The sequence below is a fragment of the Caballeronia sp. ATUFL_F1_KS39 genome, from assembly GCF_023630985.1.
GTDB classification, from domain to species: domain Bacteria; phylum Pseudomonadota; class Gammaproteobacteria; order Burkholderiales; family Burkholderiaceae; genus Caballeronia; species Caballeronia zhejiangensis.
In genome coordinates this window covers 139,784-163,977 of sequence record NZ_JALQDZ010000041.1, presented here as the reverse complement: position 1 = coordinate 163,977, position 24,194 = coordinate 139,784, and the positions used below count along the sequence as shown (strand labels likewise).

Here is a 24,194-nt window from a genome sequence, read left to right as displayed (position 1 = left end):
GTCAGTGCGCCGACGCGTCTTGCAGGCGCATCAGCGAGCGGTCGCCGTCGGCCTGGCGAATCTCGACGCGCGCGAGCGCCGCGCCCGTGCCTGCGAGCGTGATCGAGCTGACTTTCTGCTGCATGCGCGAATCGATCGGCACGAGCGTCATCGTCCAGTCGTTGCCTTTGCCGTCGATGGAAACCTTGTACGCATTTTCGAGCGCGAAGCGGTTGCCCGCGAGCGTCGCGCGAATGCTTTCGATGAACGCGCCCAGTTCCGGATAGTTGCGCAGCGGGATCGTGATTGTGCGGCCGTTGCGGTCGACGGTCAGCATGTCGCCATCGACGACGAGATTCTCCGGCTTCGGACTCGTCGTGTGCTTTTCCAGATGATCGGGCGCGACGAACACGAGCTCGCCCGACGATTCCAGCGGCGCCTGCGCGATCTTCAGATAACGCGTCTCGGTGAAATGCGCGCGGCCCGATTTCTTCGCGCCGAGCGTGTTCATCAGGCGATCGAGCGTCCAGGGGGCGTCGGCGGCGACACTGATCGTCGATGCAGCCGACAGCAAGGCGGCCGTCAGAACGGCGGCGAAAATTCGCATGAGTTCAGGAATCCCTCGTCGCTTCCCGCAGCGGCGCCGCGCTCGCGGGCGCGTGGTCCTGCGCGGCGCTCGTCTGCCAGAAATCGAAATAGTTGAACCAGTTGTACGGCGCGGCGCGGCAATACTTGTCGAGCAGCGCGACATAGCGCGTGAGCGCGGCATCGACGGCGGCGGCGCGCTCGCCGCGCTCGATCGTCGAGAAATCGGCGAGCGTTTCGAAATGGATGTCGTAGCGATTGCCGCCGAGATACAGCCCCGTCATGAAGACGACCGGACGGCGCAGCACCGCCGCCATATGCAGCGGCCCGAGCGGAAACGCGGCGGGCGCGCCGAGAAAGTCGCGTTCCCTGAGCGCGTCGCCGGCCTGGGGCAGCGTGCGGTCCGCGAGAATGCCGACGAGGCTGCCTGCATCGAGCCGCTCGCGCACCTTGAGCATCGCATCGACTTTGCCGAGACCGATCACATCGTGATGCGCGGCTGGATTCACGGCAGCGAGAATCGCGTTGATCTTGCGCGCGTTCTCTTCATACATCGTGATCGCGATGCGGATATGCGGCTGCGCCCGCCCGATCGCGCGCACCACTTCGAAGCTGCCGAGATGCGCGCCCATCAAGAACGCGCCGTGTCCGCCGGCGAGCGCCGCTTCGACATCCTCGACGCCGTGCGTGCGGATATCGAACAGATCGAAGCGCTCGTTGAGCAGATAGATGCGGTCGTGAATCGTCGATGCGAACGAAAACACATGCCGATACCCGTCGCGCCAGCCCGCATGCCGCCCGAGCGCGCGATTCAGATAGCCGCGCGACGCACGCCGCGCGCGCGGCGCGAACACGACGAAATACGCGGTGATGATCCGCAGCAGCACGCGCCCGATGCGCCGTCCGAAGCGCAGCGATATCCACGTCATGAAGCGCAGCAACGCGAGGTTGCTGCGTTCCTGGCGGTCGGCCCAGTCGTCGCGGTTGCGCGGCTTGTTCACGATGCTCGAGCGTCCCCGGCGGACGGCGCCGCGAGCGCGCCGCTCGCCACCGCGCGTGCGCCCGCGCGAATCGTGAAGCGGATCGCGCCGCTCGCCGCCGTTTCGTAGGCGATATCGAGCGCCTCGCCCGGTTTCGCCGGACTCAGGAATTTCGCCGATTCGATCCTGCACGCGTCAGCGCTCGTGCCGAGCGCGGCGCCGATCGCGTCGAGCGCGTAATCGAGCAGGACGACGCCCGGCACGATCGGATGGCCGGGGAAATGTCCGGCGAGCGCGGGATGATCCGGCGGCACGGTGAAGCTCAACGCCGCGCGCCGCTTGCGTTCCTGCTCGATCAGTTGCGTGAGCACGTCGCGCGGCAGCTTGCCGGTCGCGTTGCGCGGCAGCGTCTCGACGAACAGCAGCGGACGCGGCATGAACGCGGCGTCGATGCGCTCGCGCAACGCGCGCTGCAAGTCCGCCACGGCAAGCCTCGGCGCGACGACGAGCGCCATCAGACGGCGCACGGGTTCGCTGTCGGCTTCCGTTTCGTCAGGCATGTAGAACACGCCGTCGACCACGCCCGGCACCGCGTTCAGCTGATGATTCAAATACGCGAGCGACGTGCGCTTGCCCGCGATGTTGATGAGATCCGCCTTGCGCCCGTGCAGCAGAAAATGCGTCTCGTCGATGAGTTCGAGCGCGTCGCCCATCGGCACCGGCGTTTCGACGTGTCCGCCCGACGCCCACATGGTCGGTTCGCCGGCATCGTCGGCATCGTCGGCGCGTGGCGTCAGCGCGATGTCGGGAAACAATTCCCAGGCGGCGGTGCGCGCAGTGCGGCGCGTCGCGATCTGGCCCGTTTCGGTGCTGCCGTAGATTTCCATCAGCGGCGCGTCGAGGCGCGCTTCGGCGTCGAGCGCGAGTTTTTCCGAAAGCGGCGCGGTCGCCGACAGCACGAGCGATGCGCGCGGCAACGCTTCGTCGTTGGCAAAGAGCGCGCGCAGATGGATCGGCGAGCTGACGAGCACGCGCGGTTCCGGCACGGCGTCGAGTTCCGCGCGGATATCGACGGGATAGAACGGCTGACGGTTGCTGAACGCGAGGCCGCCGATGAGCGCGAGCAGCACCGTCGATTCGAAGCCGTACATGTGCTGCGGCGGCACCGTGCCGATGAGCGTCGCGCGGGCTTGCCCGAGCAGGCCGAGCCGGTCGGCGGCGGCGCGCACGTTCTTCACGAGAAAGCCCCACGTCTTGCGATGCGGCACCGGCACACCGGTCGAGCCGGACGTGAACACGTACGCGACGACGCGCGCCCCGTCGATATGCGGAACCTGCGCTTCGCCGGAAACGTCCACGTGCGCAACCTCCGGATAGCGAAAGCGCGGCAGATCGATCGCGCAATCGTCGCTGTCGTGCAGGCAAAACGCGTCGGGCGCGAACGAGGCGAGGGCGCGCACCATTTCCGGCGTGTGTGTCGAAGGCAGCAGGCTCGTCTTGCCCGCGACGAGCGTCGCGCACAGGCTCACCGTGAAGCGATACCGGTCCGTACACACGTTGAACACATGCCCGCCTTCGGGAAGCGCATCGGCGAGCGCGCGGACATCGGCGAGAAAGTCGCGCACGGAGACGCTCGCGCCGTCGCGCCAGGCGATGGTCTGATCCGGCGATGTATGGAAAACCAGCGGAAAAGTCTGCATGTGCGATGAATTCGACGGCATCACTGCGCTCCGCTGCGACGCATCTGCATCGAATGCGCGTAGGCGCGAACGGCGTCCATGATGCTCGACGGCTCCATGTCCGGCAGCGCGATGCGCCGGCACGCGTATTCGGCGACGAACATGAGCCCGACGAGCGGCAGCGCGAGATAGTTGGCGAACGTGGACCACGTGACGATCGATGCGAACGCGAACAGCATCGTCGATACGAACGCCGTCGCGACGAAGAAGAGCGTCCATGCCAAGGTGACACGCCGCGTGTAGCCCGCGACGCGCGGCTCCAGCTTGCCGTGGACCATCGTCGCGAACTGCGTGCAGAGCGGCTCGCGGCCCGGTCCCAGCGTGCGGCCGAACATCCACGCGAGCGCGAGATTGAAGCTCGCGTGTTCGATCCACAGCCCCCAGCCGAAATGCGCGGTGAGCGGCGCACGCGCGAGCCAAAGCGCCATGCAGCCGAGCGCCCAGAGCGGCAAGAGCCACGCGCGCGCGTTCGAGCGCACGGCGGCGTTCAGCGCGATCAACAAAAGGGGTGCGAGCACGAGCGCGAGGCCGAGTCCGTGCGCGCCGGGCGTGGACGCGGCATGGTGCGCGCCAAGCTGATACGCGACGATCGCGGCAACGACGCCCGCCGCGCGCAGAAAGCGGGTGGCGTTCATCGGCACGCTCCCGCGGGACGCGACGGGCGCTCGAAAACCGCTGGTCGATGAAAAAAGGTACGCAACATGGGATGCGGCTGCGGCGCTCTTTAGTGAACGCTCGGTTGTTGAAGAAAACTCGGCAGTCGCCCGCCTGACGATCATTTTCCCGCGCCGGTGCGCGGGCGGTCTGTAACCGATTGTTCGATGATCTTACATTCGTCAGACGCGCGAATTTTACCCTACCGACGCAGGGGTCCCGTCACGCGGCGAACTCCCTGATTTTTCTCAAAATTACACCGGTGCCGGATGCCATGCGGCCAGTTACCTTTCCTACTAGGCGTCCCAAGGGGCATCGTCTAGAATTTCGCCACTGCAATTATCTCGATAACAGGCAGCCGACGACGTGCGGATAAGCGGGGCGCACGTTTTCCGAGCCGCCCTTGGCGCCTCCCTGCGCTGGCCTGTACACACGATGAATGAACTGGAAAGAGAGCTCGCCGAGCTGATCGTCGCCGAACTGAATCTCGAGGACGTCGATCCCAAGGCCGTCTCGGCCGATACGCGGTTGTATGAAGAAGGTTTCGGGCTCGATTCCATCGATATTCTGGAGATCGCGCTCCTGATCTCGAAGAAGTACGGCTTCGAACTGCGCTCGGACAATCCGGACAATCAGAAGATTTTCGCGAGCCTCGGCGCGCTCGCGGCGCACGTCGCCGCGCATCGCACGCGATAAGGCCATGCGCGCGCTCGTGACAGGCGGCAGCGGCGCGATCGGACAAGCCATCGGCCGGTCGCTCGGCGCGGCCGGACACGAAGTCTGGATTCACGCGAACGGCGGCATCGAGCGTGCTGAAAGCTGCGTGCAAGCCATTCGCGCGGCGGGCGGCACGGCGCACGCCATCGGTTTCGACGTGACCGATCCCGACGCCACCGACGCCGCGCTCGCGCGCATTCTCGCGGACGGCCCGGTGCAGATTCTCGTGAACAACGCGGGCATCCACGACGACGCGCCGATGGCCGGCATGACGCGTGAGCAATGGAAACGCGTGCTCGACGTCACGCTCGACGGTTTTTTCAACGTCACGCAGCCGCTTCTGATGCCGATGATCCGCACGCGCTGGGGACGCATCGTCAACATGTCGTCGCTGTCGGGTTTAATGGGCAATCGCGGGCAGGTGAACTATGCCGCCGCGAAGGCCGGGCTGATCGGCGCGACGCGTGCGCTGGCGCAGGAACTCGCGTCGCGCGGCATCACCGTGAACGCGGTGGCGCCCGGCGTCATCGATTCGCCGATGCTCGGCAGCGCCTTTCCGCCCGAGCGCATCAAGCAACTGGTGCCGGCGCAGCGCGCGGGCACGGCGGAAGAAATCGCGGGCATGGTCGCGTATCTGGTGTCGGATGCGGCGGCTTATGTCACCGGGCAGGTCCTGTCGATCAACGGCGGGATCGCCTGAACAGCACACCGAGGGACGCAGATGAGTGAAACGACGCAAACCTGGGATGTCGTCGTGATCGGCGGCGGACCGGCCGGATCGACCGCCGCGACCCTGCTCGCGGACCGCGGCTATCGCGTGCGCGTGCTGGAGAAGGCGCGGCATCCGCGTTTTCATATCGGCGAATCGCTGTTGCCGGCGAACTTGCGGCTGTTCGAAAAGCTCGGCATCGCGGATGAAGTGCGCGCGATCGGCATGGTCAAGCTCGCGGCCGAGTTCGTATCGCCGCAGCACGACAATCGCATGCAGCGTTTCCTTTTCGCCGATGCGTGGGACAAGTCGATGCCGAGCGCGTATCAGGTGCGCCGCTCCGAGCTCGACGACATCCTCTTGCGCAACGCCGCGAAGCACGGCGCGCAGGTGAGCGAAGGCTGCCGCGCGCGCGATGTCGCGTTCGCGCCGGATGGTTCGAGCGCGACGATCGACGCCGAACACGACGATGGCCGCATCGAGCACGTGCGGGCGCGTTTCGTCGTCGATGCTTCGGGGCGCGACACGCTGCTCGCGAATCACTTCAAGACGAAGCGCCGCAACGAACGGCACAACTCGTCGGCGCTGTACGGCCATTTCCGCAACGCGCGCCGCAACGAAGGCGAAAACGAAGGCAACATCACCGTGTTCTGGTTCGAGCACGGCTGGTTCTGGTTCATTCCGCTCGCGGACGGCGCGACGAGCGTCGGCGCGGTCGTGTGGCCTGCGTATCTGAAGCAGCGTCCGAAGGGCACGTCGGTCGAGACGTTCTTTCGCGAGACCATCGCGATGTGCCAGCCGCTCGCCGCGCGCCTGAAGGATGCCGAACTGATCAGCGAAGTCCACGCGACCGGCAACTACTCGTACACCGGCGACATGACGCACGGACGCAACTTCCTCTTGCTCGGCGATGCGTTCGCGTTCATCGATCCGGTGTTCTCGTCCGGCGTGATGCTTGCGATGCAGAGCGCGTTCGCGGGCGCGGATGCGATCGACGCCGCGCTGACGAATCCCGCGAACGCGCAAGCCGCGCTCGCGAAGTTCGACCGCGACGTGCGTCACGGTCCGCGCGAGTTCTCGTGGTTCATCTATCGCATGACCTCGCCGACGATGCGCAATCTCTTCATGGGCCCGAGAAATCCGCTGCGCATGAAGGAAGCGCTGCTGTCGCTGCTCGCGGGCGATATCTTCGGCTCGACGCCGATCTGGCATTCGCTGCGTGCATTCAAGGGCATCTATTACATCTCGGCCGCGCTCGACTGGCGCAATTCGCTGCGCGCGTATCGTCAGCGCCGCCGCAATCTGCGCGATGCGCAACGCGCGGAGCTATCGGCCAATTGATGATGCTCGATCGGGTGGCGCGATGAGTGACGCTCATCGGAAATTCGGCGCGGCGGACGGCAAGGGTTCGCTTGCCGGCGCGCTCGAATCCGCATGGCAATGCGTGGCGTTCTATTTCGCGCTCGTCGTGCTCGCGCTCGTCTGTCTCGCGTGGTTTCCGTTCGCGTGGATTCTGCGCCGCGTGTTGAGCGTCGATGCGGGCCGGCGCGTCGGACGAGCCGTCGTGCAGCGCGTGTGGCACGGCTATTTCGTGCTGCTGCGCACGCTCGGCGTATGCCGCTTCGATCTCTCCGGACTCGACGCGCTCGCGGGCCAGCCCGCGATGATCCTCGCGCCGAATCATCCGTGCCTGCTCGATGCGCTGCTGATCGCGTCGCGCGTGCCCGACACCTGCTGCGTCATGAAGGGCGATGTCGCCGGCAACGTGTTTCTCGGGCCGGGCGCGCTGCTCGCGGGTTATATCGTCAACGATACGTCCGTCGGGCTGATTCGCGCCGCCGTCGCCGAACTCCAGCGTGGCAGTCCGCTGTTGCTTTTTCCCGAAGGCACGCGCACCGAAAGCGCGGCGGTGAATCCGCTGAAGGGCGGCATCGCACTGATCGCGGCGCGCGCGCAGGCGCCGGTCCAGACGTTGATTATCGAAACGGATTCCGGTTTTCTCGGCAAGGGCTGGCAGATCTTCAGGAAGCCCGCGCTGCCGATCACCTATCGCGTGACGCTCGGCCGCCGCTTCGCGCCGCCGGGACGCGATCACGCTGCGCTGCAGGCGTTCATCGCCGAATTGCAGCGCTTTTATGCGGGCGAACTCGATGCGCATCGCATCCGCGACTGAAAGCATCGGCATCGGCAGACTTTAAAATTCGTCGCAACTCATTCCGCTTTTTTTTGCAATGCCTTCCACACGCGCATCGTCCACGCACTTCGTCCTCATTCCGAGCTACAACCCCGGCGAGAAAGTCGATGAAACCGTGCGCGGGGCGCGCGAGCAGTGGAATCCGGTGTGGGTGGTCGTCGACGGCAGTACCGACGGCAGCGCCGAACGCCTCGTCAAAATGGCCGAAGCCGACGACGGGCTGCGCGTGATCGTGCTGCCACAGAATCGCGGCAAGGGCGCGGCAATTCTCGCGGGCATCGACGAAGCGGCGAAGCTCGGCTTCACGCACGTCCTCACGATGGACTCGGACGGACAACATCCCGCCGCGCTGATCCGCACGTTCATGGAAACGTCGATGAAGGCGCCCGATGCGATGATCCTCGGCCGCCCGAAATTCGATGCGAGCGCGCCGCAACTGCGCGTGCAGGGACGGCGCATCTCGAACGGCTGGGCGAATCTCGAAACGCTGTGGATGGGCATCGGCGATTCGCTCTACGGCTTTCGCGTCTATCCGATCGCGCCGCTCGCCGCGCTCATGCATGCGCAGACTTTCATGCGCCGCTTCGACTTCGATCCGGAAGCGGTCGTGCGCCTGTGCTGGCGCGGCGTGCGCCCGATCAACGTCGACGCGCCCGTGCGCTACTTCACGGCCGAGGAAGGCGGCGTCTCGCACTTCCACTACGGCCGCGACAACGCGCTGCTGACATGGATGCACATGCGGCTTTTCCTCGGCTTCCTCGCGCGCCTGCCCTGGCTTGCGTGGCGTCGTTTCAGCGCGCGTCGCTGACTGTCGAGTTCATCGCGACGCCCGCGATCAGCGTGTTCGCAAGCACGATGTCGTGAACGTTGTACGCGTAGATCGGGCCGGGCGTCGTCGCCGTTGCGGGTCCGGCCGCGACCGGTGTGCCGAAATCGCAATCCGTGATCGTGACGCCGGTGATCGCCGGAATCGCGGGCGTCGGCGCGGGGCCGTTGTAATCGAACGCGACCGGGCCTTGCGCGACGATTGCCTGAAAACACGATCCGCTCACGCCGTTCAGCGACACGTTGCTCGCCTTCAGGTTCGAGATGTTCACGTTCTGCACGAGCGCGGGCCGCGTGCGGATCGCGTCTTTCGACGGCTGATAGTCGCAATCGAACGTGATGATGCCGCCCTGCGCCGCCGATGGATTCGCCGCCGTCGCCGTCGCCACGCCGAGCGGCACCGTCGCGTTGATCGGGCTGCCCGCGAGCAGACTGCTGCCGTAACCGGAAGGCGTGAGGCTCACGCCGTTGGGCAGCGTCACGTTGTCGACGTAAAAGTCCTTCACGAAGCCGCCGCGATTCATGTTCGTCTTGATGCGGATCGCGATGTTCAGCGAATTCGTCGCCCAGAACTTGTTGAGCATCTGCAGGTTGCGCGCGTAAATTTTCTGCACGCCGCCGCCCATTTCGCTGCCGAGCGTGATGCCGCCGTGGCCGCTGTTCATCGTGCAGTTCTGGATGACGTGGTTCTGCGCCGGGCCGTACTGCGTGTCGAGATCCTTGCCCGACTTGATCGCAATGCAGTCGTCGCCGGTGTTGAACGTCACGTTCTCGCAGAGGACCGTGTCGCAGGCGTCGGGATCGAAGCCGTCATTGTTCGGGCCGATGCTGTCCACCGTCACGCTGCGCATCACGACGTTGCGGCAATCGGTCGGATGATGCTGCCAGAACGGCGTGTTGTTCGTGCGATAGCTTTCCATCAGCACGTTCGTGCAGCCGATGAATTCCACCATGCACGGCCGCAGATAATGGCCGATGCCGAAGATGCGCTTTTCGATGGTGACGCCCGCTTCCGATAGCGCCGGCAGATAGTTCTGGTCCTGCTGCCACGGCGTGGCCGGATCTGTGAGCTTGGTGTAGAGCGCATCGGCGATGCCGGGCACGGCGGTCTTCAGATCGACGTTGTTCGCATTGACCGATGCCTGCGATGGCGTCGACGAATTCACGCAGCCGTAGACGCCGCTATTGCCCTTCCACGTCCACCAGCACGTCGCGGTGTTGCCGCTGCCGGCGAATGGCGTCATCGCCTGGCCGTTGAGCACGGAGCTGTCGCCTTCGCCCGTCACCGCGATGTTCGTCTGATTGCGCGCGTAGACCGGCGGGCCGTAGTTGAGGCAGTCGTTCGCCTGCCAGCGGCTGTAGTAGAGCTTGCCGTTCGCGCCGCAATCGACCGGGCCATCCTTCGCGTAGTCGGCGGGATTCGGGCTGAAGTAGATCGTGCAGTTCGCGGACAGATGAAAGTCGACGTTCGACAGCAGCACGATCGGTCCCGCGCAATACCACGTTCCCGACGGCACGACGACGTGTCCGCCGCCCGCCGCGTTGCAGGCCGCGATGGCCGCGAGAAACGCGGGGCGCGAATCGAAGGAGCCGGGCGCGTGGGTCTGGTCCGCGCCGGTGCTCAATGGCGACTTCGCCGGATCGGTGTATGGATTCGCCGCCGCGACGACCGCGCACGTTTTCGCGCCGTAATCGGTGACGAGGAACTGGCGGCTCGGAAACATCGACGTCGAGACGCTCTGCAGCGCGTTGACGATCTGCGTCGCGGAGCCGGACGGGCCCCAGATCGGGTCTTGCGCGGCGGGCGGCGTCGGCGAGCCGGAGGCGGAATCGGAGTCGTCGTGGCCGCCGCAACCGGCGAGCGCGCCGAACGTGCTCATCGCGCCGAGCAGCGGGGCGCCCGCCGACAGCCCCGCGAACTTCACGAACGCGCGGCGCGCGCGGTTTTGTGGGTGCTTCATCGATCGTCTCCTGATCGTTTATTTATCGGATGTCGTATCAGTTTGCGTACAAGGCAAACGTTATCCAAGACGCAGGAGACGCGTCAACTCGGTGCAAACGCGTAAGGAAATATAAGACGTCGTATGTGACGGATCGGAAAAAATGTCTCAAGCAGTCTTCTTGAGCGCGAGCCGCGCTTCTAGCCCGCCGCCTTCCCGATGATGCAGCGTGAGCGACGCATCCATCGCGAGCGTGAGCTGGCGCGCGATCGCGAGCCCCAGTCCGGTGCCGCCCGTTTGCCGGTTGCGCGAATCTTCGAGCCGCACGAAGGGCTCGAACACCGCGTCCAGCGATTCTTCCGGAATGCCCGGCCCGCGATCGAGCACGGAGATGACGGCGCGTCCGTCGTCGCGCGTCGAGACTTCGATTTCCGCCTCGCCGGCATACTTGATCGCGTTATCGACGAGATTGCCGATAACGCGCTTCAAGGCCTGCGGCGGCGCCATCAGTGCACCGCCGATGTTGCCCGACAACCTCACCGATTGTCCTGCATCGAGATAATCGTCGACCATGGTTTCGATGAGCGCGTCGGCATCGATGCGGCGCGGCGCTTCGTTCGTGCCGTGCAGCGTGCGCGCGTAGGTCACGCCTTCCTTCACGAGCGATTCCATCTCCTTCAGATCCTGCTGCAGCTTCGCGCCGGTCGATTCGTCGTCCATCACGTCGACGCGCAGCCGCATACGCGTGATCGGCGTCTGCAAATCGTGCGTGATCGCCGCGAGGATCTGCATGCGTTGGGCCATGTACATCGAAACGCGGTCCTGCATCGCGTTGAACGCTTTGGCGGCGCGCGCGACTTCCTCCGGTCCCGATTCCGGCAGACGCTCGGCCTTGAGATCCGGGCCGAGCGTATCGGCGGCTTTGGCGAGGCGCTTGAGCGGGCCGGTTGCGAGGCGCACCGCGAGCCAGCAGCACGCGCCGAGCACGATCAACTGCAACGTGAGCACGAGCGGGAGCCAGCCGGACATCGGCATGCCGGCGACCGGACGCATGTCGATGGTGAGCGGCGAGCCATCCGACAGCTTCAGATGCACCTGAAAACGCTCTCTGGGACCGGGAACGGCATTGACCGTCATCGGATAACGATTGGCGATGCCCGCGCCGATCGAGTTCGCGAAGCGTTCCGACAACTCTGCATCCGGCTTCGCGCCGGTCTGATCGCCCGGTCCGAGGATGAACTCGTAGCTGCGACGCGCGAGACGCGGCAGCCACTGCGCACGCTCCTCCGGCGGCAGATGATCGAGCAGCGCGACCGAGCTCGCGACCTCGCGCTCGACGTAACCGACCATCATGTTGGTCATCGATTCGTCGCGCTCGCGCATGGTCAGAAGAAACGAGAATGTCTGGGCGAGCGCGAGCCCGACGACGAGTATCAGCGCGAGGCGCGCGAACAGCGTGCGCGGCCAGTGCAGCGGTGAACTGGAGGAAACGGTGCTCATTGAGAAGACTCGACCGGTTTGACTTCGGCGGAGAAGACGTAGCCTTCGCTGCGCAAGGTCTTGATGTAACGCGGCTCGCGCGCGGTGTCGCGCAGCCGTTGACGCAAGCGCGACACGAGCAGATCGATGGAGCGGTCGAATGCATCGGCCTGGCGGCCTTGCGTCAGGTTCAGCAACTGATCGCGCGTGAGCACGCGCTGGGCATTGTCGAGAAACACGCGCAGCAGACGGTATTCCGCGCCCGAGAGCGCGACCATCGTGCCTTCCGCGTCGAGGAGATGGCGCGCGGTCGTGTCGAGACGCCAGTCGCCGAATCCCAGCATCTGCGAGGTTTCGGTGACTTCCATGCCCGGCGGCAGCATGCGCGTGCGGCGCAATACGGATTTGATGCGCGCGAGCAATTCGCGCACGGCGAAGGGCTTGGGAAGGTAATCGTCGGCGCCCATTTCGAGGCCGAGAATGCGGTCGGCTTCCTCGTTGCGCGCGGTGAGCATCAGCACCGGCACATGGCGGAACTTGCCCGCGCGCAGCTCGCGGCACAGCACGAGGCCATCCTCGCCGGGCAGCATCAGATCGAGCACGATCAGATCCGGCGCGCCTTGCTGCTCCAGCACGGCGCGCATCTGCCGGCCGTTCGCGGCGAGCGATACACGCATTCCGTTTTTTTCGAGGTATTCGGCGAGCAGTTCGCGGATGCCGCGATCGTCGTCGACGATCAAAACGTGATCAGTGGTTTCCATCGATGGATCGTTGTCGTTGACGCTTGAGTTGCATCCGGCTCGGGCTGACCAGCAGACACTGAACCGGATGGGCCATTTCCGTCGCGATCCCGCCGATGAGAAAGGCGAAGACCGCCAGCATGCGTTTCATCCGAAGCTCCCGCCGATTGCGATGACTGCGTTATAGCGCGCTTCGGCGGACGTTTTGTATCGCAGTGTATCCCGCATGTCGTGCGATACATAACATTGCGCAGCGCGCCTTTATCCGACACAAGCGGGATACGCGCGCGCAGTCCAATGCGGTCATGCCGATGCGAACGTCGGCCTGCCGGAGCGATGTGGCGATCTCACCAGCCATCTCACGCCGCTCCGATATTCACCGCATTCAAGAGGACTTCGTCATGCTCGACGCCATCAGAAACGCCGCCGTGTGCGCCGGAATCGCCGCGTGTGCGGCCATCGCGCCCGCGCAGGCCGCCGCACCCGCAAGCGCTCACACGAGCGACAACGTCGCGCCGGACTTCGCCGGCATCGACAAGTGGATCAACAGCGAGCCGCTCTCGCTCGCGCAATTGCGCGGCAAGGTCGTGCTCGTCGATTTCTGGACTTTCGCGTGCGGCAATTGCCTCAACACGCTGCCGGCCGTGAAATCGTGGAATCAGAAGTACAAGGACAAAGGACTCGTGGTCGTCGGCGTGCATACGCCCGAGTTTCCGTTCGAGCGCGATACGAACAACGTCAAGCGCGCGATCGAACGCAACGGGATCACGTATCCCGTCGCGCTGGACAACCGCTACGCGACGTGGGCCGCGTACGGCAATCAGTACTGGCCGGCGTTCTATCTGATCGACAAGCACGGGCGCGTGGCCTACACGCATTTCGGCGAAGGCGATTACGCGCAGACCGAAGCCGCGATCGGCAAGCTGCTGGCCGAGCGCTAGGCGGGGTTCTGTATCGCAATGTATCTGCAACGTGCGCGATACAAAACATTGCACAAGACCCGCATCGCCGACACAAGCCAGATACGTGCGGGCCTTCAAATACACACAACGACGGCTCACGAGTGACACGCAAGACCGACACCCGCGATGCCCGATCGCCGTAACTCACTCAACCGACCGAATCATCCGCATTCAAGGAGAAACACCATGAAATCCACGATCGTTGCTTTCGCTCTCGTCGCCGGCGCCATGACCGGTGTTGCTCACGCCGCCGTGAAGAACGTGCCGCTGAACGTGCAGTCCCAACAGGCCGTCGCGAACCACGCGTATGCCGGCAAGACGCGCGCCGAAGTGAAGGCCGAGCTGGCACAGGCACAACGCGATGGCGAGATCGCGGCGTTGCGCAGTCTCTATCAAGGCAGCTAATCCATTTCCTGAATCACGCAAACGAGGTTCGAATCATGATCAAGCAATTCGTCACCGCCGCAGTCATCGCCGTCAGCGCCGTCGCCGCCGGTTCCGCCTTCGCCAGCAGCGGCTACGGCCCCGCGCCGCACTACGATCCGCTTGCCGGCGCGCCTTCGTCGCAGCGCGGCGTGAGCGCGCAGACCATCGCCAGCGAAAGCGCCGCCGCGCCGATGCAGGCATACGGCGGCATGAGCGACACGGTTTCGCAATCGGGCGCGCGCGGCGTGGCCACGAACGACGTCGCCCGGCTCTTCGCGCATCACTAAGCCAGTCAACTTTTCGAATCCAAAGAGGAACGCATCATGACCCAGATCGACACCGTCCTGTACACGGGCAAAACGCGCGTCGTCGGAGGCCGCGAAGGCCATGCGAAGAGCACCGACGGCCGTCTGGACGTCAAACTCTCGCCGCCCGGATCGGCCGGCGCGGGCACCAATCCCGAGCAGATGCTCGCGGCGGGCTGGTCGGCGTGTTTCATCGGCGCGATGGGCAAGGCCGCGGCGAAGCTGAAGACGCGTCTGCCGGCCGACACCGCCGTCGATGCGGAAGTGGACCTCGGCATGAACGGCGATGCGTATCTGCTGCGTGCGCGCCTGAACGTGAGCCTGCCGGGAATCGAGCGCGCGGTGGCGCAAGAGATCGCGCAGATGGCGCATCAAACGTGTCCGTACTCGAAGGCGCTGAAGAGCAATATCGATGTGACGATCACGGTGGTCTGACGCGTTCATCCACGCGATGCGGCCCGGTCGACCGGTGCTTGATCGATCGATCGAAAGCACGGGGCCGACACGGGCCGAATCGTTGCGGCTGTCAGCCTCGCGTGTCGATCCATTCGCGCGCCCATCGGCGCGAGAATTCGACCGCCTCGCTTTCCTTCGCGAAATAGTCGAGCGAGTAGAAGCGATACTGCGCATCCGTCGGATGTTCGCTCGAACGCTCGAGCATCAGATTGGCTGAAAACGTCTTGTCGCGGAGCCGATGCGCGGACGCGTGCACCGTATAACCACGGTAGTGATTGAGTGATGTCATTTTAGTTTTAGATGTAAATGCTTTGCGGCCAGATGCCGAAAGCGCAGGAGCGATGCGCGCTGATAACGCGATCGTCGAAAGGCTGTCAGAGCCTGGGAGAGAAAAGGCGGGAAACGGAGGCGGACAACAAGAGCGCGGGAACCGGCGTTGCGGTTCCCGGCGTGATGCGGATCTACAGCGCTACAGCGGCAGATTTACAGCGGCTTGATGTTCGAAGCCTGCATGCCCTTCGGGCCGCGCTTCGTTTCGAAGCTGACCTTCTGGCCTTCGGCCAGCGTCTTGAAACCGTCCGAACGAATTTCCGAGAAGTGCGCGAAAAGATCGTCGCCGCCATTATCCGGGCTGATGAAGCCAAAACCCTTGGTGTCGTTAAACCATTTAACCGTACCGGTGTCCATAAAAATCCTGAAATGAATAGATAAGTTGCTCGATCGAGCGGGATGAAGCGGCAAGGAGGGGAATGGACAACGAATACCGGGGAAAATCGGACTATTGATGAGCAGCAATCGACTTCTTGTACTTCAACGACCATTATGCCAATTCCAAGAGAAATGGTCAACTATTCGTTTAGAAGCGAAGGCGAGCGGAACGATTCGTGCATCGCGTGTGCATCTCGTCATCGAGTTGGCACATGCGTTTTCGTCAGAAGAAGACAGCGCTCGACGTCCGCATGTCCGGCGCCGCGCGGCCCGCGCATTCATGGGCGGCGGACGTCGGACCGGGCCTCGTCACGATTGCATCGGATAACGATCCGAGCGGCCTCGCCACCTATACGCTCGCCGGCGCGTGGTACGGATTCGACCTATTGTGGGTGTGCGTGCTCTCGTACCCGTCGACCGTCGCGCTTCAATTGATCGCCGCTCGCGTCGCCGCCATCACGCGACGAGGCCTGACGACGAACATGCGCGAACACTATTCGCGGCTGTTCTTCTACTTTGCGGTCGTGCGTTTCGTGATCGCCAACACGTTCAATATCGCGGTCGATGTTCTCGCCATGGGCATCGCGCTCAGTTCGCTCGTCGGCGGTTCGCTCCTGTGGCTCACGCTTGCTTCGGGATGCGCTTCGCTCGTGTTGCAATGGAGCGTCGCTTATGCGCGATACGCGTGCGTCCTCAAGTGGCTGACGCTCGCGATGTTCGCGTACGTCGGCGTGATCCTGCTCGTCGACGTGCCGTGGCGACTGGTTGCCATCCGCTCGGTGATTCCACGCGTCGAGTGGACGGAGGGCTACATGTCGATGCTGATCGCGGTGCTCGGCACGACCGTCAGCCCTTACTTGCTGTTTGCGCAAGCGGAGCAGGAGGTCCGCGACGCACGAGAGAGCGGCGATCGTGGAGAAGCGTTGGGGCGGACGATGCGCGGCGTGCGTCGCGACACGCTCTGGCGAACGGCGTGCTCGAACGCGATTGCGATCTGCGTGATGATCGCCGCGGCCGCGACGCTCCATCTGCTCGACCATGCATCCGCCGGCGATACGGTCTCGATGTCGCGTGTACTCGAGCCGCTCGCGCACGGTTACGCGCGGCAGGTTCTCGCACTTGCGCTTCTCGGATCGGCCTTGCTGGCGCTGCCGCCGCTCGCGGGCTCGGCGGCTCAGGCCGTAGCCAGTTCGTTCCGCTGGAAACGCGGCGAACGGCGAGACCGGCGGATCGCGTATGTGCTCGTCGCCACGATCGCGCTCGGCACTATCGCAGCAGTGGTCCTCACGCACTATCACGTCGACCCGGTGCGCGCGCTCTACTGGAGCGCGGTGGTCAACGGCATGACCGTGACGCGGTCCTCGTGCTGCTCGTGCTGCTCAGTTCGAAGCGCGAAGCCGTGGGCGACCTCGCCGCGCATTGGGCGCTTCGCGCGCTGAGTTGGCTCGCCACGATAGCGACCGCGGCGGCGGTGATCGCCCACTTCATACTCGAAGTGCAGTGACGGCATTCGCGTAAATCTCCGCCCCTACCATCCGAAAAAGTCATGCGAAGGGCGTCGCTTAGGGGCATTCCCTAGCGTCGCTTTCGAGCGGTCTCGCGGCAAACGGCGGCCACGCGCGCGCCCGTCGCCTGCAAAGCCGCGCCCGTGCTGGCTCTACGGCATTCACGCTGCGTTCCGTTTTTTTCAGGCATCGAATGCGACGGGCACATGCATTACCAGAAGTATCGAAAAGGGCTCAGAAAATGTCGGTGGATGATCGAAATTGGCCATGTACGCTTCATTCAACGCAAAGAACGCCGGGTTGTTTCCGGCAGCGACAAACTCCTTTTTGAACCTGCTAGGTGGAATGACCCGATGATTCCCAACCTGACGCTCGCACCGAACGAAGTCACGAGCACGGCTTCCGCGCAGTCCGGCACCGTATCGCCGGCGCGTCCTGTCGCGGCATCCACGACCGAGATTCTCACGGTCAAGAACCTTTCGAAGATTTTCGGCGCGAAGCCCGAGCGCGCCCAGGAGCTCTTGAAACAAGGCCTCGGCCGAAACGAAATCTTCGCGCAGACAGGCAATATGGTCGCCGTCGACGATGTCAGCCTTGCCGTCAACGCGGGCGAGATCTTCGTCATCATGGGCCTCTCCGGTTCCGGAAAATCGACGCTCGTGCGTCTGCTCAATCGCCTGATCGAGCCGACTTCGGGGCAAGTGATTCTCGAAGGCCGCGACATCGCGCCGATGAGCACGCCCGAACTGCGCGCCGTGCGCCGCGAAAAAATGGCGATGGTGTTCCAGTCTTTCGCGCTGCTGCCGAACCGCTCGGTCATCGACAACATTGCTTACGGGCTCGAAGTCGCGGGCAAGAAAAAATCGGAACGTTATGACATCGCACGCGCCGCATTGACGCGCGTCGGTCTCGCTTCTTACGAGAAGCTGCTGCCGAGCGAGTTGTCGGGCGGCATGCAGCAGCGCGTGGGTCTCGCGCGCGCCCTGGCGGTGAATCCCTCGGTGCTCTTGATGGACGAAGCGTTTTCCGCGCTCGATCCGCTCATCCGCTTCGAAATGCAGAACGAGTTGTTGCGTTTGCAGAAGGAAGAGCGGCGCACGATCGTCTTCATTTCGCACGACATCGAGGAAGCGGTGAAGATCGGCGGGCGCATCGGCATCATGAAGGACGGCCGTCTGATTCAGGTGGGCACGCCGGCAGAACTCATCCAGTCACCCGCCGACGCCTACGTGCGCGATTTCTTCCGCAACGTCGACGTGTCGCGCTTCCTCGAAGCATCGAGCCTGATGACGAAGGTCGAGCGCGGTCTCATCGCGTGCAATACCAGCGCGCCTTCCGAGCGCTATCTGAACAGCCTCATCGACAGCGGCGCGGAGTGCGGATACGTCTGCGATGAAGCAGGGCGCTATCAGGGTTGCGTGACGCCTGCATCGCTGCACAAGAGCGGCAACCGGCCGATCAGCGATGCATTGCTTCGCGATGTCGCGGCGGTTCCGCTGACAGCCGATCTGCATCAGCTCGCATCCATTGCACTGGGACAGGAGCACGACGTGCCGGTCACGGATGAACAAGGCAGGCTCGCGGGCGTGGTGTCCTGCCGCACGATTCTCAAGCAGGTCATGGAGCGGAGAGCAGCATGAATTCCTCGATTTTTGGACGATTCGCCGAAGACGCGGTCAACTTCCTTTTCTCGCACTTTCGCGGCGGCTTCGATGCCTTCTCGGCTGCTCTTGGCGCGGTCATCAAGCTCCTCGAAGACGGTCTCGGCGCGGTGCCGTTCATCGCGATGCTCGTGATCCTCATGGTGCTCGCGCTGTGGAGAAAGGGCGTCGTGTTCGCGGTGTTCGTCGGCGCGGCGCTCTATGTCATCAACTACATGGGCCTGTGGGCGCAGACGGTATCGACGCTCGCGCTCGTTGTCGCGGCGACGTTCTTCAGTCTCGTGATCGGCGTGCCGCTCGGCATCTGGGGCGCGCGCAACAGGCGTGTCGAAGTCGTGCTGCGTTCGCTGCTCGACTTCATGCAGACGATGCCCGCGTTCGTGTATCTCATTCCCGCGGTCATTCTCTTCGGCCTCGGCCGCGTGCCCGCGGTGATCGCCACGATCGTGTTCGCGATGCCGCCCGTCGTTCGATTGACGACGCTCGGCATCCGCCAGGTGCGCGAGGAATTGCTCGAAGCCGGCCGCTCGTTCGGCAGCACCGATGCGCAACTGCTCTGGAAAATTCAGTTGCCCAACGCGCTGCCTTCGATCATGGCGGGCGTGAACCAGACCATCATGATGGCGCTGTCGATGGTGGTGGTCGCTTCGATGATCGGCGCGGGCGGCCTTGGCGAGTACGTGCTGAGCGGCATTCAGCGGCTCGATATCGGCATCGGTTTCGAGGGCGGTCTCGGCGTGGTGCTGCTTGCGATCATTCTCGATCGCCTGACGGAAAGCTTCGGCGTGAAAGCGAAGAAAAAGAAGAAGGTCATCTCCACGCCGGCGAAGCCCGCCGCGGCGCAAGCGAACGCGCAGACCTGAGCGATACGAGCATCGATTACTCAACCACAATGCTATGAAAGATACGGAGTCCGTAATGAAAAACAACCTGATCAAATCCTTGATCGTCAAGATAGTGACGCCGGCCATTGTGGCGTTCGGGGTCGGCGCGAGCCCGGCGATGTCCGCCGAGCCGATCAAAGTGGCGGTCACGAACTGGGCCGACGTGCTCGCGGTCGCCAATGTCGCGAAGTACGTGCTGGAGACGAAGCTTCAGCAGCCGGTGCAATTCGTTCAGGCGGATATCGGCATCCAGTATCAGGGCGTATCGCGCGGCGATCTCGACATCATGGTCGGCGGCTGGCTGCCGGTGACGCACGGTCAGTATGTCGCGCGCTACAAGGACACGCTCGACGACGTCGGCATCATCTATACGGGCGGCAAGAACGGCTGGGCGGTGCCCGCGTATGTGCCCGAGTCGCAGGTTTCTTCGATCGAGGATCTGAAGAAGCCTGAAGTGCAGAAGCAGCTCAACGGCGTGATCCAGGGCATCGAGCCGGGTGGCGGTCTCATGCAGGCGTCGGAGAAAACCATCAAGGCGTATGACCTGTCGGGCTACAAGCTGCAATCGGCGAGCGAGGCCGGCATGCTCGCGGCAATCCAGCGCGCATACGGATCGAAGCAATGGATCGTCGCGACCGTTTGGAGCCCGCACTGGTTGTTCCAGAAGTGGCAGATGCGCTATCTGAAGGACCCGAAGGGCACGCTCGGCGGCGAAGAGCAGGTCCATGCATTCGCCTCGAAGCAGTTCGCGGGCAAGTTCCCCCGCGCAGACGTGTTCTTCAAGCATTTCAAGCTGACGCTCGCGGACGTGGAATCGATCGAATTCGAAGGCAATTCGACCAACGACTACGCGACGGCCGCGAAGAAATTTGTCGACGCGCATCCGGACAAGGTCAAGGCGTGGCTGACACAGTGAAGGCGTACTGCAGGACGCTTGCAAAGCGCACGTTCGACGTGCGCCGCGCATGACTTCGCACGATCCATCCATCAGAGAGACAAACATGAGCTTCGAAGGCGTACATACACCGCTCGTCACCCCGTTCAAGGCCGACGGCGAAATCGATCACGACATGCTCGGCAAGCATGCTCAGAGTCTCGTTGGCCGCGTTACGGGCATGGGCGTCGGCGGCACGACCGGCGAATACTATGCGCTCAGTTTCGAAGAGCGTGTGAAGACGCTCGAGACGGTAGCGTCGGCGGTCGGCGGCAAGACCTATCTCACCGCCGGCATCAACGCGACGACGACGAAGGAAGTCGTGCGTCTCGGTAACGAAGCGAAGCGCGCGGGCTACGACGCATTGCTGGTCGCGGCGCCTTACTACGTGCAGCCGACGCAAGACGAGCTGCTCGATCACTTGCTGAAGGTCGACGACGCGCTCGACATGCCGATCATGCTCTACAACTTTCCGGCGCGCACCGGCACGGCCATCGGCGATGAAGTGCTCGACAAGCTGCTGCAACGCCCGAACTTCGCCGCGATGAAAGAGAGCACGGGCGACATCGCGCATCTGCATCATCTGGCGACGCAACTGCCGGAGCGCTTCGTTCTCAGTTGCGGCATGGACGATCAGGCGCTCGAATTCTTCGCATGGGGCGCGCGTAGCTGGGTCGCGGGCGCGTCGAACTTTCTGCCGGAAGCGCATACGGATTTGCTCGAAGCATGCGTTAAACGCGGGGATTTCGGCACCGGCCGCAAGCTGATGACGCAGTTGCTTCCGGTGCTCGAATTGCTGGAGCGCAGCGGCAAGTTCATCCAGTACGTGCGCTATGGCTGCGAGCTCGCGGGCACGAAAGTCGGCATCGCGCGTGCGCCGCTCGGCACGTTGAACGACAAAGAACGCAGCGCCTTCGCGAGGCTCGTTCAACCCTTGCTGCGCAACGCTCAGTAACGCGATACGTGAATGGCCTCGAAACTGGATTTCATGCGGCTTCCCGCACCTGATGGCGTCAACGGATGGTGGGAAAGCCTGCCGCCCGCCGCGCCCGCGAACTGCGTGACGGGCGAGCTGCGCTTCGACTACGTAGTGGTGGGCGGCGGCATCACCGGTTTGTGCGCGGCGCGGCGGCTCGCCGAGCTTGCGCCGGATGCATCGATCGCGCTCGTCGAGGCCGATCGCATCGGGCGCTCGACGGCGGGCCGCAATTCCGGCTTCTTCGTCGATCTGCCGCACGACATCAGCAGCGAAAGCTATTCGCGCAGTGTCGAGGCAGACAAGGCGGACGTGCGCTTGCAACGGCACGGCATCGGCTATGTGCGCGATACGGTGAAGCGGCACGGCATCGATTGCGACTGGCGCGATGATGGCAAGTATCACGCGTCGGTCAACAAGAAAGGCCACACGGCGCTGACGCATTTCGCGGACGGACTCGCGCGTATCGATGAGCCGTGCGAATGGCTCGACGAAGCCGCGATCGCGAAGGTGACGGGTACGCGCTTCTATCAAAGCGCGCTCTTCACGCCGGGATGCAGCACGGTTCAGCCGGCGGCACTCATGCGCGGTCTCGCGGCCACGCAGCCGTCGAACGTGACGGTCTTCGAACTGAGCGCGGTGAAGAACATCGAAGCGCGCGGCCAGACGAAGCTGCTGACGTTCGCGAACGGCAGCATCGAAGCGAAGCGCGTCGTGCTCTGCACCAACGCGTATGCGGCGACGTTCGGCGGCCATCCGAATGGCTTGCTGCCGGTCTACACGTTCGCGTCGATGTCGCGCGTGATGACCGACGATGAAATCGCGCGGCTCGGCGGAACGGATTCATGGGCGCTCATTCCCGCGGACCCGATGGGTACGACCGTGCGACGTCTCGCGACCAACCGTATTTGCGTACGCAACCATTTCGCGTTCCGGCCGAATCTGTCGGTCTCGGAACATGATCTGACGAAGGCGAAGCATCTGCATCGACGTTCGTTCGATCGACGTTTTCCGATGCTCGAGGATGTCGAGCTGCAATACACGTGGGGCGGCGCGTTGTGCCTCTCGGCGAACAATGGCGCGCTCTTCGGCCAGCGCGACGACGGCGTGTACGAAGCAGTCGGCTGCAACGGACTTGGTTTGAGCCGCGGATCGGCGGCGGGCAAGCTCATCGCCGAACATGTGCTCGGGCGCTCGAACGAGCTGATCGATCAACTGCTGAAACAACCGCATCCGCGTTCTCTGCCGATGCGGCCGATCGCGGACGTGGCGGTATCGGCGGCAATCTGGATGAAGGAATTCTCGGCGGGCGCCGAGCTTTGAATCTTTGAGGACATGACATGACGACGCATCAGGAATGGAAACGTCAGGCCGAACATCTGTCGCTCGATGGCCGCGCGTTCATCGCGGGCGCACGCTGCAACGCGGCATCGAATGAAACGTTCGATACGTTGAATCCGTCGACGGGCAAGGTGCTCGCGCAGATCGCCAGGTGCGAAGCGAAGGACGTCGATCGCGCGGTCGTCGCGGCGCGCGAGGCGTTCGAATCGGGCGTGTGGTCGAAGGCCGGGCCATCGCAGAGAAAGGCCGTCTTGCAGCGTCTCGCGCAACTCATCGACGACAACGCCGAAGAACTCGCGCTGCTCGAAGCGCTCGAAGCGGGGAAGCCGATCAGCGAATGCATGGGTCTCGACATTCCGGAATCGGCGGCGTGCGTTCGCTGGCATGCCGAGGTCACGGACAAGCGTTACGACGCGCTGTCGCCATCGGGGTCGAGCGTCGTGAGCATGATCACGCGCGAGCCGATTGGCGTCGTCGGTGCGGTGCTGCCGTGGAATTTCCCCGCGCTGATGCTCGCGTGGAAGATCGGGCCGGCGCTGTCCGTGGGCAATAGCGTCATCGTGAAGCCCGCGGAGCAGACGTCGCTATCGACGCTGCGTATTGCCGATCTCGCGCTCGAAGCCGGCGTCCCGCCCGGCGTGTTCAGCGTCGTGACGGGCTTCGGCGAAAGCGCAGGGCAGGCGCTCGGCACGCACGCCGATGTCGATCTCATCGCGTTCACGGGTTCCACTGAAACGGGCAAGCGCTTCCTGCGCTATTCCGCCGAAACGAACATGAAGCGCGTCGTGCTCGAATGCGGCGGCAAGAATCCGCAAGTCGTGTTGCCCGATGTCGCCAATCTCGATGCCGTCGCGGAGCAGGCCGTCGCCGCCGCGTTCTGGAACATGGGCGAGAACTGCAGCGCGGGATCGCGCATTCTGGTGCATTCGAGCCACAAGGCCGAACTGCTGCAAAAGATGCAGGCCGTGCTCGAAGGCTGGAAGACGGGCGATCCGCTCGATCCCGATGTCAAGCTCGGCTCGCTCATCGAGGAAGCGCATTACCGCAAGGTGCTCGGCCACATCGAAAAGGCGAAGGCAGAAGGCGCGCGCGTCGCTTGCGGCGGCAACGCGACGCTCGCGGAAACGGGCGGCTGGTTCGTCGAGCCGACCATCTTCGATAACGTCACGCCGGACATGAGCATCGCGCGCGACGAGGTCTTCGGCCCGGTCGTGTGCTTTATCGAATATGCTGACGTCGACGAGGCCGTGCGGATCGCAAACGATACGTGCTACGGACTCGCGGCTTCGCTGTGGACCGACAACGTGAACCAGGCGCACAAAGTGGCGGCGCGCATCCGTGCGGGCACCGTGACCGTCAACTGCTTCGGCGAGGGCGATCTGTCGACGCCGTTCGGCGGCTTCAAGCAGTCCGGTTTCGGCGGACGCGACAAGTCGATCTACGCGCACGACCAATATTGCGAGCTGAAGACGACCTGGCTGAAGCTCGACTGATT

General features: G+C 63.9%; 26 protein-coding genes. 16 read left to right on the top strand and 10 right to left on the bottom strand.

The features are described 5' to 3' along the window. Position 1: 1 nt before the first annotated feature. The 4 genes from NCR93_RS21935 to NCR93_RS21920 all read right to left on the bottom strand — a co-directional run bounded on the left by NCR93_RS21935 (position 2) and on the right by NCR93_RS21920 (position 3,918). Entirely contained in the window at positions 2-586 is a 585-nt protein-coding gene (locus tag NCR93_RS21935) for a LolA family protein (RefSeq protein ID WP_175981037.1), read from the bottom strand. A gap of 4 nt (positions 587-590) precedes the next feature. Then, a complete protein-coding gene (locus NCR93_RS21930; protein ID WP_051079015.1) occupies positions 591-1,493 on the bottom strand; it encodes a lysophospholipid acyltransferase family protein in 903 nt (300 codons plus the stop codon). A gap of 68 nt (positions 1,494-1,561) precedes the next feature. Further along, positions 1,562-3,244: an ApeI family dehydratase gene (locus tag NCR93_RS21925; protein WP_239294865.1), complete on the bottom strand. Its 1,683-nt coding sequence runs from the start codon at positions 3,242-3,244 to the stop codon at positions 1,562-1,564. 20 nt (positions 3,245-3,264) lie between these two features. Further along, positions 3,265-3,918, bottom strand: a complete 654-nt coding sequence (locus NCR93_RS21920) for a COG4648 family protein (protein WP_175981035.1) — start codon at positions 3,916-3,918, stop codon at positions 3,265-3,267. 454 nt (positions 3,919-4,372) lie between these two features. Between NCR93_RS21920 and NCR93_RS21915 the strand changes: the two genes are divergently transcribed. Genes NCR93_RS21915 through NCR93_RS21895 form a run of 5 tightly spaced genes read left to right on the top strand, consistent with a single transcriptional unit; the run spans position 4,373 to position 8,365 of the window. Then, on the top strand, positions 4,373-4,633 hold the full coding sequence (locus tag NCR93_RS21915; RefSeq protein WP_008348277.1) for a phosphopantetheine-binding protein: 261 nt from the start codon (positions 4,373-4,375) through the stop codon (positions 4,631-4,633). Between the two features lie 4 nt (positions 4,634-4,637). Next, a complete protein-coding gene (gene fabG / locus NCR93_RS21910; protein ID WP_175981033.1) occupies positions 4,638-5,354 on the top strand; it encodes a 3-oxoacyl-ACP reductase FabG in 717 nt (238 codons plus the stop codon). 21 nt (positions 5,355-5,375) lie between these two features. After that, positions 5,376-6,704: an NAD(P)/FAD-dependent oxidoreductase gene (locus NCR93_RS21905; RefSeq protein ID WP_175981031.1), complete on the top strand. Its 1,329-nt coding sequence runs from the start codon at positions 5,376-5,378 to the stop codon at positions 6,702-6,704. Positions 6,705-6,726: 22 nt separating this feature from the next. Continuing rightward, a complete protein-coding gene (locus tag NCR93_RS21900; RefSeq protein WP_008348272.1) occupies positions 6,727-7,536 on the top strand; it encodes a lysophospholipid acyltransferase family protein in 810 nt (269 codons plus the stop codon). A 58-nt stretch (positions 7,537-7,594) separates the two neighbouring features. Continuing rightward, positions 7,595-8,365, top strand: a complete 771-nt coding sequence (locus NCR93_RS21895; RefSeq protein WP_175981030.1) for a glycosyltransferase family 2 protein — start codon at positions 7,595-7,597, stop codon at positions 8,363-8,365. Here NCR93_RS21895 and NCR93_RS21890 read toward each other — a convergent pair. The 4 genes from NCR93_RS21890 to NCR93_RS21875 all read right to left on the bottom strand — a co-directional run bounded on the left by NCR93_RS21890 (position 8,349) and on the right by NCR93_RS21875 (position 12,692). Further along, positions 8,349-10,343 (bottom strand): glycoside hydrolase family 28 protein, encoded by a 1,995-nt coding sequence (locus tag NCR93_RS21890; RefSeq protein ID WP_175981028.1) that lies wholly within the window; start codon positions 10,341-10,343, stop codon positions 8,349-8,351. The genes NCR93_RS21895 and NCR93_RS21890 overlap by 17 nt on opposite strands. A gap of 147 nt (positions 10,344-10,490) precedes the next feature. Beyond that, the gene (locus tag NCR93_RS21885) at positions 10,491-11,822 is read right to left on the bottom strand and encodes an ATP-binding protein (RefSeq protein ID WP_175981026.1); all 1,332 of its coding nucleotides are present in this window, start codon (positions 11,820-11,822) and stop codon (positions 10,491-10,493) included. After that, complete coding sequence (locus NCR93_RS21880) at positions 11,819-12,562, bottom strand: response regulator (RefSeq protein ID WP_008348266.1); 744 nt, start codon at positions 12,560-12,562, stop codon at positions 11,819-11,821. Before NCR93_RS21880 ends, NCR93_RS21885 begins: the two co-directional genes overlap by 4 nt. Further along, positions 12,549-12,692 carry a hypothetical protein gene (locus NCR93_RS21875; RefSeq protein WP_167561844.1) on the bottom strand — a complete coding sequence of 48 codons (144 nt, stop codon included), beginning with the start codon at positions 12,690-12,692 and terminating at the stop codon, positions 12,549-12,551. Before NCR93_RS21875 ends, NCR93_RS21880 begins: the two co-directional genes overlap by 14 nt. Positions 12,693-12,942: 250 nt before the next feature. Between NCR93_RS21875 and NCR93_RS21870 the strand changes: the two genes are divergently transcribed. The 4 genes from NCR93_RS21870 to NCR93_RS21855 all read left to right on the top strand — a co-directional run bounded on the left by NCR93_RS21870 (position 12,943) and on the right by NCR93_RS21855 (position 14,669). Continuing rightward, a complete protein-coding gene (locus NCR93_RS21870; protein ID WP_175981023.1) occupies positions 12,943-13,482 on the top strand; it encodes a thioredoxin family protein in 540 nt (179 codons plus the stop codon). Positions 13,483-13,689: 207 nt separating this feature from the next. Continuing rightward, positions 13,690-13,908: a DUF4148 domain-containing protein gene (locus tag NCR93_RS21865; RefSeq protein ID WP_008348262.1), complete on the top strand. Its 219-nt coding sequence runs from the start codon at positions 13,690-13,692 to the stop codon at positions 13,906-13,908. Between the two features lie 35 nt (positions 13,909-13,943). After that, complete coding sequence (locus NCR93_RS21860) at positions 13,944-14,216, top strand: hypothetical protein (RefSeq protein ID WP_008348260.1); 273 nt, start codon at positions 13,944-13,946, stop codon at positions 14,214-14,216. Positions 14,217-14,252: 36 nt separating this feature from the next. After that, the gene (locus tag NCR93_RS21855; RefSeq protein WP_008348258.1) at positions 14,253-14,669 is read left to right on the top strand and encodes an organic hydroperoxide resistance protein; all 417 of its coding nucleotides are present in this window, start codon (positions 14,253-14,255) and stop codon (positions 14,667-14,669) included. Positions 14,670-14,760: 91 nt separating this feature from the next. On the opposite strand, the gene NCR93_RS21850 is transcribed toward NCR93_RS21855, so the two are convergent. Continuing rightward, positions 14,761-14,979, bottom strand: coding sequence for a hypothetical protein (locus tag NCR93_RS21850; RefSeq protein ID WP_008348256.1), 219 nt, complete (start codon positions 14,977-14,979; stop codon positions 14,761-14,763). A 194-nt stretch (positions 14,980-15,173) separates the two neighbouring features. Then, entirely contained in the window at positions 15,174-15,377 is a 204-nt protein-coding gene (locus NCR93_RS21845) for a cold-shock protein (RefSeq protein WP_008348254.1), read from the bottom strand. A 233-nt stretch (positions 15,378-15,610) separates the two neighbouring features. Between NCR93_RS21845 and NCR93_RS21840 the strand changes: the two genes are divergently transcribed. The 7 genes from NCR93_RS21840 to NCR93_RS21810 all read left to right on the top strand — a co-directional run bounded on the left by NCR93_RS21840 (position 15,611) and on the right by NCR93_RS21810 (position 24,192). Next, on the top strand, positions 15,611-16,837 hold the full coding sequence (locus NCR93_RS21840; RefSeq protein ID WP_241814100.1) for an NRAMP family divalent metal transporter: 1,227 nt from the start codon (positions 15,611-15,613) through the stop codon (positions 16,835-16,837). A 419-nt stretch (positions 16,838-17,256) separates the two neighbouring features. Further along, the gene (locus NCR93_RS21835; RefSeq protein ID WP_008348251.1) at positions 17,257-18,543 is read left to right on the top strand and encodes a quaternary amine ABC transporter ATP-binding protein; all 1,287 of its coding nucleotides are present in this window, start codon (positions 17,257-17,259) and stop codon (positions 18,541-18,543) included. Next, positions 18,540-19,427 (top strand): ABC transporter permease, encoded by an 888-nt coding sequence (locus NCR93_RS21830; RefSeq protein WP_175981021.1) that lies wholly within the window; start codon positions 18,540-18,542, stop codon positions 19,425-19,427. Before NCR93_RS21835 ends, NCR93_RS21830 begins: the two co-directional genes overlap by 4 nt. A gap of 55 nt (positions 19,428-19,482) precedes the next feature. After that, positions 19,483-20,364: a glycine betaine ABC transporter substrate-binding protein gene (locus NCR93_RS21825; RefSeq protein WP_008348248.1), complete on the top strand. Its 882-nt coding sequence runs from the start codon at positions 19,483-19,485 to the stop codon at positions 20,362-20,364. A gap of 85 nt (positions 20,365-20,449) precedes the next feature. Then, the gene (locus NCR93_RS21820) at positions 20,450-21,337 is read left to right on the top strand and encodes a dihydrodipicolinate synthase family protein (RefSeq protein WP_175981019.1); all 888 of its coding nucleotides are present in this window, start codon (positions 20,450-20,452) and stop codon (positions 21,335-21,337) included. A gap of 12 nt (positions 21,338-21,349) precedes the next feature. Beyond that, positions 21,350-22,681 (top strand): NAD(P)/FAD-dependent oxidoreductase, encoded by a 1,332-nt coding sequence (locus tag NCR93_RS21815; RefSeq protein ID WP_175981017.1) that lies wholly within the window; start codon positions 21,350-21,352, stop codon positions 22,679-22,681. Positions 22,682-22,698: 17 nt separating this feature from the next. Then, entirely contained in the window at positions 22,699-24,192 is a 1,494-nt protein-coding gene (locus tag NCR93_RS21810; RefSeq protein ID WP_175981015.1) for an aldehyde dehydrogenase, read from the top strand. The last annotated feature ends 2 nt before the right edge of the window (positions 24,193-24,194 follow it).